This is a genomic window from Vibrio sp. 1751, assembly GCF_033339895.1.
Lineage (GTDB): Bacteria > Pseudomonadota > Gammaproteobacteria > Enterobacterales > Vibrionaceae > Vibrio > Vibrio alginolyticus.
On record NZ_JAWOVM010000028.1, the window covers coordinates 40,554 to 48,494 of the forward strand.

The following is a 7,941-nucleotide window of genomic DNA, read 5'->3' on the forward strand; positions in this document are numbered from 1 at the left end:
TTTATACATACATTAGTTCAATTCTAGAAACTGTACTTGATGCCAACGGCGCCGCCAAGTTGCAAGTCAGCACCTTTGTAAAGATCTAGCTCTGGGTGTATTTGACCATAAAGGTCCCAGCCGCGTGATAAATCCCAGTTCACACCAAGTGGTACTCTCACACCAAACTCGTCATCCCATTCATACCAGCCACCAACGCCGACATACCAAGTCACAGGCATGTTTTGATCGAATGTTCCACGCTTAGCGATGTAATCAAACGCCATACCATCGTTTCCGATAATGCCACGATATTTGTTATCTAACTCTACAACAACACTTAATTGTTGATCGACAGCCATACCAACTGATAGATCCGTTGGTTCGCTTGCCGCCATTGCCGTACTAGAAACTAGTCCCAAAACTAAAATGAATTTGTTCTTCATACACGTTATCAATTATTCAAAAAAACATTATTCGCTATTCAAACATAATGGCATATCAATATGTCAACGATGGGTAAGCTCGATGTATGAAAAAGCTGACAAAAGTAAAGATGAGTTTAGGATCACACTAAAAAGGAACTGTCAGTTAATAAAATAGGAACTAAAAAAGGAGGCCGAAGCCTCCTTTTATGCATTACTATGAATGACTGCGATTAACCGTGGTTACGAATCCACTCATCCATTTCAGTTTTTAGGTTATCAGACTTAGTACCGAAGATAGCCTGTACACCACCAGCTACAACTACAACACCAGCAGCGCCTAGTTGTTTTAGCTTGTCTTGGTCAACAGCTGCTGTATCTGCAACTGCTACACGTAGACGTGTGATACATGCATCTAGACCAGTAATGTTAGCTTTACCGCCAAACGCTGCAACCAGTTCACCGCCCATATCAGAGCCAGAAGTTACAGCTGCACTTTCCGTTTCATCTTCACGGCCAGGTGTTTTTAGGTCAAGCGCTGTGATTACACCACGGAACACTACGTAGTAAATTACTGCGTAAACTAGACCAACGGCAATCATTAGCACCATCTTCTGAGCGTTACCAGATAGAACTAGGAAGTCGATCAGACCGTGAGAGAAAGAAGTACCGTGTACAAAGCCTAGAGTGTTCGAAACGATGTATGCAGAACCAGCTAGTAGAGCGTGGATACCGTATAGTAGTGGAGCAACGAATAGGAATGAGAATTCGATTGGCTCAGTAATACCAGTTAGGAATGAAGTCAGTGCAGCTGACGCCATGATACCCATTACTTTTGCACGGTTTTCTGGTTTAGCACAATGAGCAATTGCGATTGCTGCAGCTGGTAGACCGAACATCTTGAACATGTAACCACCCGCTAGCTGACCGAAGCCATTACCAGCAGCACGAGATGCTTCATCAGCAACTAGGTAACAAGTTAGTACACCATTTTGAGCTTCACCGGCAGCGTTAACACAAGAACCTGCTTCGAAGAAGAACGGTACGTTCCATACGTGGTGTAGACCGAATGGGATTAGAGAACGCTCAACAACACCGTAGATACCGAATGCTAGCTGTGGGTTTTGGTGTGCAGCCCAATCAGAGAATGCAGAAATTGCACCGCCAATTGGTGGCCAGATAACAGAAAGGATAACACCTAGGATGATCGCAGCAAAACCAGTGATGATTGGCACTGCGCGCTTACCAGCGAAGAAGCCAAGGTACTCTGGAAGTTGGATTTTGAAGAAACGGTTGAATGCCCAAGCAGCCACACCACCGACAAGGATACCACCTAGTACACCTGTATCGATTTTCTCAACACCCATAACGCCCGCCATTACACCTAGCGTTGCCGTCATGATGCCGTAACCAACGATAGCTGCAAGACCTGCAACACCGTCGTTGTTAGTGAAGCCTAGAGCTACACCTACTGCAAATAGAAGTGCCATTTGGCCGAATACTGAACCACCAGCTTGTTCCATAAGATTAGAAACGATCTCTGGAATAAAGCTTAGATGGGCAGCACCCACACCTAATAAAATACCTGCAACTGGCAAAACTGATACTGGAAGCATCAGAGCCTTACCAACTTTTTGCAGGTTAGCAAAAAGGTTCTTAAACATGTTTATGCTCCTGATAAATTTATAAGTATTATTTGGGCACTAACGGCACACCCCCGTAGCCTAAAGGTTAGCACCCAATGAAAATGTAACCACAACTGCATTATATTTTCCGGCTCTAAATATATATTGATGACCCTCAAACTTTCCACACAGTTACGAAATTTAGTTTCAAAACAAGTCTTGGATCACACCCAAAAACAGCCGATGAAAAGGTTTGCATTGCACTTATATTACTGTTTTATAAAGAATTAATTATTTATATAATTAATTTTAAGGCGTAAATAAAATACGCCTCAATGTTATTTTTAGTAACAAAATTACATTTGTGATTTTTGAATGTTATTAAATCAACATTTTTAGTAAACATTAAACTCGTGAGCGTATCTGTTGTTTTTATCAACAAAAAAGGAGCCTAAGCTCCTTTTTTATGCTCTTGTTATTTTTTCATCGCAAAAAAAGATTTCGGAAGTTTTCGGTGGTTTTTTGTGCCACTTCAGAAAGAGAGCACGATTTGAGTTGCGCAATATAAGAAGCGACTTCGACAACGTAAGCGGGTTGATTCTCTTTGCCACGATGAGGGACAGGAGCCAAGTAAGGAGAATCTGTCTCAATAAGAAGCTTCTCTAAAGGTAGAGTCTTCACCACTTCTTTTAGCTCTGTAGCTTGACGGAAAGTAACAATCCCCGAGATAGAAATATAAAACCCCAGCTCCAGTGCAGCTTCAGCAAATGGAAGATCTTCTGTAAAACAGTGGATAACACCACCACATTTCTCTGCCCCACCCTTACGCAAAATATCTAGAGTATCCGCACGTGCGTTTCTGGTATGGATAATTAAAGGTTTGTTGAGCTCCACTGCAAGATCAACGTGTTGCTCAAAACGCTCTTTCTGTAACGCGGCCGTTTCGGGCTTGTAATGATAATCTAAACCCGTTTCGCCAATAGCGACGACTTTTGCATTCGACGCATGGTGGCGCAATACGTCCATCGAAAAGTCGCTTTCAACATCAAGTGGGTGCACACCGCACGAAGCATAAACATTGTCATAAGGCTCGATCATTTCCATCATTTTCGGGAAAGAATCCAGCGTTACTCCAACAGAAAGTAGTTCAGTTACGTTTGCTTGTTTAGCTTTGTTAATAACGTCTTCCACATTGATGTGGAGATCGTCGTAATTCAATTTGTCTAAATGACAATGAGAATCTACGAACATAATGCCTCTCGTGATTCAATTAACCAATTCATTGATAGTAGCTCAAGGTTCAGGCCAGGAAAGGCTTGCACCTGAGCTTTCAGGTTCATCAGCGCCTTCGCTGATGAGTACAAACCGCTATAGTTGTCCGGTTGAAACTTTGTCGCGCCCGGAAGCATTTGAGCTTCTGATACACCAAACTGCGCTTTCTGAGCATCTGTCAGTAAATACCATGCCCAGTCTAGTGATTGCTCTGAGTGTTTAGCGATTAAAGAAGCACACTCAGAAACGTCTGAAACAGGCGAAGACATTGCCTTAATAAAACTGCGTTCAAAAGCCAAGTAAGCTTCGAGCTCACCATTATTTAACGCATCCAATGTTTTTATTGGAGAGCCCATATTCAGTTTTAAGGCATAAGCAGGAACTTGCTTCGCCCCTTGTTCGTGCATCCATTGCATCGCTTGTTCCGCTGACGGAGGCGCAACAACCCAGTGTTGGCAACGGCTACGAATCGTTGGGAGCAGACGCTCCTGATTGTGGGTAACGAGCAAAAACAAGCACTTTGCCCCAGGCTCTTCTAGCGTCTTTAACAGTGCATTCGATGCCGACTCGTTCATAGAGTCCGCCGGTTCTATTACAAATAGGCGGTAACCATTAAGCTGAGATGATTCCTGAGCAAGACGGTTACAAGCGCGAATTTGGTCCACCGTTATCGCCTTTCCTTCTTTCTCTGGCTTGATCCAGTGTAAATCAGGGTGGTTTTGAGATTGATTTAGCTGGCAGCTATGACAAAAACCGCATGCTTCACTCGCGTAATTTTGGCAAAGAAGTGCTTGGCTAAAAAACTCGATAAGTTTTTCGATGCCCAAGCCCTGCTCGCTTTGTAATAAAAGCGCACCTGGTATTCTGTCCGACTCTAACCCTACTTTGAGGTTATCCCATATTGGCTGTAGCCATGGATAATCATTTAACATGAGTCACCTAAATTTACGTTTCACTTATTGACGAGCTAGCCACTCGTTTAGAGCGTCCCGAATATCACGCGACACGCCTTCAATCGTCTGTTCTGCGTTAATGATAACGATGGAAGGATCGGCATGAGCAATCTCCAAATAACGCTCACGTGTACGCTCGAAGAAACTAATATCCATCTTCTCTATACGATCTAACTCACCACGCCCACGTGCACGCTCAAGCCCAACACGAGGGTCAATATCCATATAGAGAGTGAGAGCAGGTTTAAAATCACCAAGCGTTGTATCCCGGAGATTTTTCATTAACGATGCGTCAATCTGACGGCCACCACCTTGATAAGCTTGCGACGACATATCGTGTCGGTCACCAACCACCCACTGACCGTTTTCCAAAGCTGGTTTGATCACGTTCTCAACCAACTGAACACGTGCAGCGTACAGAAGAAGCAACTCCGTCATGTCCTTAAGTTCTTCGCCTTCGTGCTCTTCTTTCACCAGAGCGCGCATTTTTTCTGCTAGCGGTGTGCCTCCTGGCTCACGGGTATTTACGATATCCTCAATACCGGCCGCTTTTAGCGTATCTAAAACGGTTTTAATCGCAGTGCTTTTACCCGCGCCTTCTAGGCCTTCAACGACAATAAAGTTTGCTTTCATCATTTGTTCTTTCTTAGTTCTCTTAAATAGGCACGAACAGCACGGTTGTGCTCAGCAAGGGATGTCGAGAATACATGTCCGCCCTTTCCACTTGCTACAAAATATAAATAGTTGCTGCTTTCTGGATTCAAAGCCGCTTCAATGGAAGCTTCACCAGCCATCGCAATCGGTGTTGGTGGCAAACCATTGATGGTATAGGTGTTATATGGTGTCGGCGTACGCAAATCTTTCTTACGAATGTTGCCATCGTAGGCGTCACCCATACCATAAATAACTGTCGGATCAGTTTGTAACCGCATACGTTTGTTCAATCGGTTGATAAACACAGAAGCGACGCGCTCACGCTCAGAATCAATAGCCGTCTCTTTCTCGATGATAGACGCGAGAATCAAGGCTTCATATTTATCCTGTAATGGCAGCTTTTCTTGACGAGCTTCCCAGCTAGCGTCCAGTATTTTATTGAGTTTTCGATGCGCTCGTTTTAATAACTGGCTTTCACTCGCACCCGCTGTGTAATGGTAGGTTTCTGCTAAAAACAACCCTTCTAGCTTTTCTCTCTCAATTCCGAGCTTCGCAGCCATTTCTTTTTCTGAAAGATCGGTTAAATCATGCTTTAAATAAGGAGCACTTTTTAGTTGATCTACCCATTCAGAAAAGCGGCTGCCTTCAACAAAAGTGATCGCAAACTGGTATTCTTTTCCAGTATTCAGATGCTCCAATGTTTGCGAAAGTGACATACCAGGCTCAAGTTGGTAAGTACCCGCTCGCACTTGCAACAATTCTGGATATAAGTGAGGAATTAAACGGATGTACTCCGATGTTTCAATCACCTCATCTTCAACTAAGGCGCGCATGACATGATGAAAGCTTGTACCACTTTCTACAGTAAACAGCTGAGGTTGTTCCAATAGAATAGGCTTTTCAACGTATTGTTTAGCCTGTGAAATTATATAAAAAACAGCTGCTGCGCCTATCACTGCGATCAGCATAACAAAAGCCAACAGTTTTTTAATCACGTAGTTAAATTCCCTTGCAGTCGTTGAGTCAATTTTCCTATCGGAAATATAGTCTTAGAGTTCGATGCCACTATGCTGCGAATAGGTGCAATACCTAATATTGAGTTACACATGAAAGCCTCGTCAGCACTCAGCAAATCTGGAAGTATAAAACGCCCCTCGATGACTTCAATATGACTTACTTTAAGTAACTCAAGCACCTTACGACGCATTACGCCCGTAACGCCTGATAAGGTCAGCTCCGGCGTAAATACTTTATTACCTTTAACCCAAAAAAGGTTGGCCATTGTAGTTTCAATGACATGGTTTTGCACATTTAACGTTATTGCATCTGCAAACTCTGTATTGTCGATTTCAGCCTTGGCGAGAATCTGCTCTAAACGGTTGTTGTGCTTATGTCCCGCAAGTAAAGGTTGAATCCCTAGACGAGTATTACAAACGCCCAAGTCCACACCTTGTTCTTGCCAAGATGAATAATGAGAAGGAAACGCAAAATTGGAAATCGTCACGATAGGGCCTTTAATCCCATTAGGGCTATACCCTCGCCCGCCAATACCGCGGCTAACGTGAATCTTCACCCCCGCTCGTGCGTCAGATAAAACCGCTTTGCTTGCCCAATCATGCACAACTTTCCAGTCAGGTGAAGAGATCTTCAAAGCGTCAAGGCAAGCACTCATGCGCTCAGTATGTTCTTGCCAGTAAACCAACTCTCCATTTTGGGTCAGGATGGTGGTAAAGCCTCCATCACCGTATTGGAATGAGCGATCACCTAGCTCTACATGCGTTTGCGGAACTCCATTTACCCAAAACATTCACGTACCTTCAAATTAGCAGACAACAAATAAAACAAAACGGCTCAATGCTAAGCATCGAGCCGTTAGAATACAAGTTTCGCTTATCTAAATTAGGTTAGATAGTGTTACTCAGCGAACTTCTTGAAGATCAAAGAACCGTTTGTACCACCAAAGCCAAACGAGTTACAGATAGCGTACTCCATACCTTCAACTTTGCGCGCTGTATGCGGCACAAGGTCGATGTCTAGACCTTCTTCTGGATCATCAAGGTTAATGGTTGGCGGAACAATTTGGTCAACCAAAGACATAACCGTGATAATTGCTTCAACAGAGCCAGCAGCACCTAATAGGTGACCCGTCATAGACTTAGTTGAAGACACAAGAACTTGCTTCGCACCTTCTTCACCAAGAGCACGTTTCACGCCCTTGATTTCTGCAACATCACCAGCAGGAGTAGAAGTACCGTGAGCATTCACATAACCTACTTGAGTACCTGTGATGTTAGCGTCACGCATCGCCGCTTCCATCGCAAGTGCACCACCAGAGCCGTCTTCGCTTGGAGATGTCATGTGGTAAGCATCACCAGACATACCAAAACCAACCAGTTCTGCGTAAATCTTCGCGCCACGTGCTTTTGCGTGTTCGTACTCTTCAAGCACCATCATGCCAGCACCATCACCTAGAACAAAACCATCACGGCCTTTATCCCATGGGCGAGACGCTTTTTGAGGCTCTTCATTACGAGTAGATAGTGCTTTAGCTGCACCGAAGCCAGCCATGCCAAGAGGCGTAGAAGCTTTTTCTGCACCACCAGCAACCATCGCATCTGCATCGCCGTAGGCAATCATACGTGCTGCATGGCCGATATTATGCAGGCCAGTAGTACATGCGGTAGAAATCGCGATATTTGGACCACGAAGACCACGCATGATAGATAGGTTACCTGCAACCATGTTTACAATGGTCGAAGGAACAAAAAATGGGCTAACTTTGCGAGGGCCTTTGTCTACTAATGCAGTATGGCCAGTTTCGATAAGGTCAAGACCGCCAATGCCTGAGCCGATAGCAACACCAACTCGAGCCGCATTTTCTTCGGTAATTTGTAAGCCAGAGTTATCAAGAGCTTGAATACCCGCTGCAATGCCGTACTGGATGAAAAGGTCCATCTTACGAGCATCTTTTTTAGACATGTACTCTGTGCAATCGAAATCTTTAACAAGACCTGCAAAACGAGTTGAGAAGTT

General features: G+C 44.1%; 8 protein-coding genes. All 8 read right to left on the bottom strand.

What is annotated here, in order from left to right:
- Positions 1-23: 23 nt before the first annotated feature.
- Positions 24-425 carry a hypothetical protein gene (locus tag R7041_RS11395; RefSeq protein ID WP_005372960.1) on the bottom strand — a complete coding sequence of 134 codons (402 nt, stop codon included), beginning with the start codon at positions 423-425 and terminating at the stop codon, positions 24-26.
- Between the two features lie 212 nt (positions 426-637).
- Entirely contained in the window at positions 638-2,068 is a 1,431-nt protein-coding gene (gene ptsG, locus R7041_RS11400) for a PTS glucose transporter subunit IIBC (RefSeq protein ID WP_005372959.1), read from the bottom strand.
- 444 nt (positions 2,069-2,512) lie between these two features.
- Entirely contained in the window at positions 2,513-3,280 is a 768-nt protein-coding gene (locus tag R7041_RS11405; RefSeq protein ID WP_005372957.1) for a TatD family hydrolase, read from the bottom strand.
- Positions 3,271-4,233 (bottom strand): DNA polymerase III subunit delta', encoded by a 963-nt coding sequence (locus R7041_RS11410; RefSeq protein WP_064368641.1) that lies wholly within the window; start codon positions 4,231-4,233, stop codon positions 3,271-3,273. Before R7041_RS11410 ends, R7041_RS11405 begins: the two co-directional genes overlap by 10 nt.
- Positions 4,234-4,257: 24 nt before the next feature.
- A complete protein-coding gene (tmk, locus tag R7041_RS11415; RefSeq protein ID WP_005387350.1) occupies positions 4,258-4,890 on the bottom strand; it encodes a dTMP kinase in 633 nt (210 codons plus the stop codon).
- On the bottom strand, positions 4,887-5,903 hold the full coding sequence (gene mltG, locus R7041_RS11420; RefSeq protein WP_206949252.1) for an endolytic transglycosylase MltG: 1,017 nt from the start codon (positions 5,901-5,903) through the stop codon (positions 4,887-4,889). The genes tmk and mltG overlap by 4 nt, the downstream gene beginning before the upstream one ends.
- Positions 5,900-6,715 (bottom strand): aminodeoxychorismate lyase, encoded by an 816-nt coding sequence (gene pabC / locus R7041_RS11425; RefSeq protein WP_064368643.1) that lies wholly within the window; start codon positions 6,713-6,715, stop codon positions 5,900-5,902. Before pabC ends, mltG begins: the two co-directional genes overlap by 4 nt.
- Positions 6,716-6,822: 107 nt before the next feature.
- A partial coding sequence (gene fabF / locus R7041_RS11430) for a beta-ketoacyl-ACP synthase II (RefSeq protein WP_318128631.1) occupies positions 6,823-7,941 on the bottom strand: 1,119 nt, incomplete at its 5' end.

Bases quoted from the DNA above. Each gene is read 5' to 3' on its own strand.
- tmk (WP_005387350.1), bottom strand. From the start codon at position 4,890: ATGATGAAAGCAAACTTTATTGTCGTTGAAGGCCTAGAAGGCGCGGGT.
- R7041_RS11410 (WP_064368641.1), bottom strand. From the start codon at position 4,233: ATGTTAAATGATTATCCATGGCTACAGCCAATATGGGATAACCTCAAA.
- pabC (WP_064368643.1), bottom strand. From the start codon at position 6,715: ATGTTTTGGGTAAATGGAGTTCCGCAAACGCATGTAGAGCTAGGTGAT.
- R7041_RS11395 (WP_005372960.1), bottom strand. From the start codon at position 425: ATGAAGAACAAATTCATTTTAGTTTTGGGACTAGTTTCTAGTACGGCA.
- ptsG (WP_005372959.1), bottom strand. From the start codon at position 2,068: ATGTTTAAGAACCTTTTTGCTAACCTGCAAAAAGTTGGTAAGGCTCTG.
- R7041_RS11405 (WP_005372957.1), bottom strand. From the start codon at position 3,280: ATGTTCGTAGATTCTCATTGTCATTTAGACAAATTGAATTACGACGAT.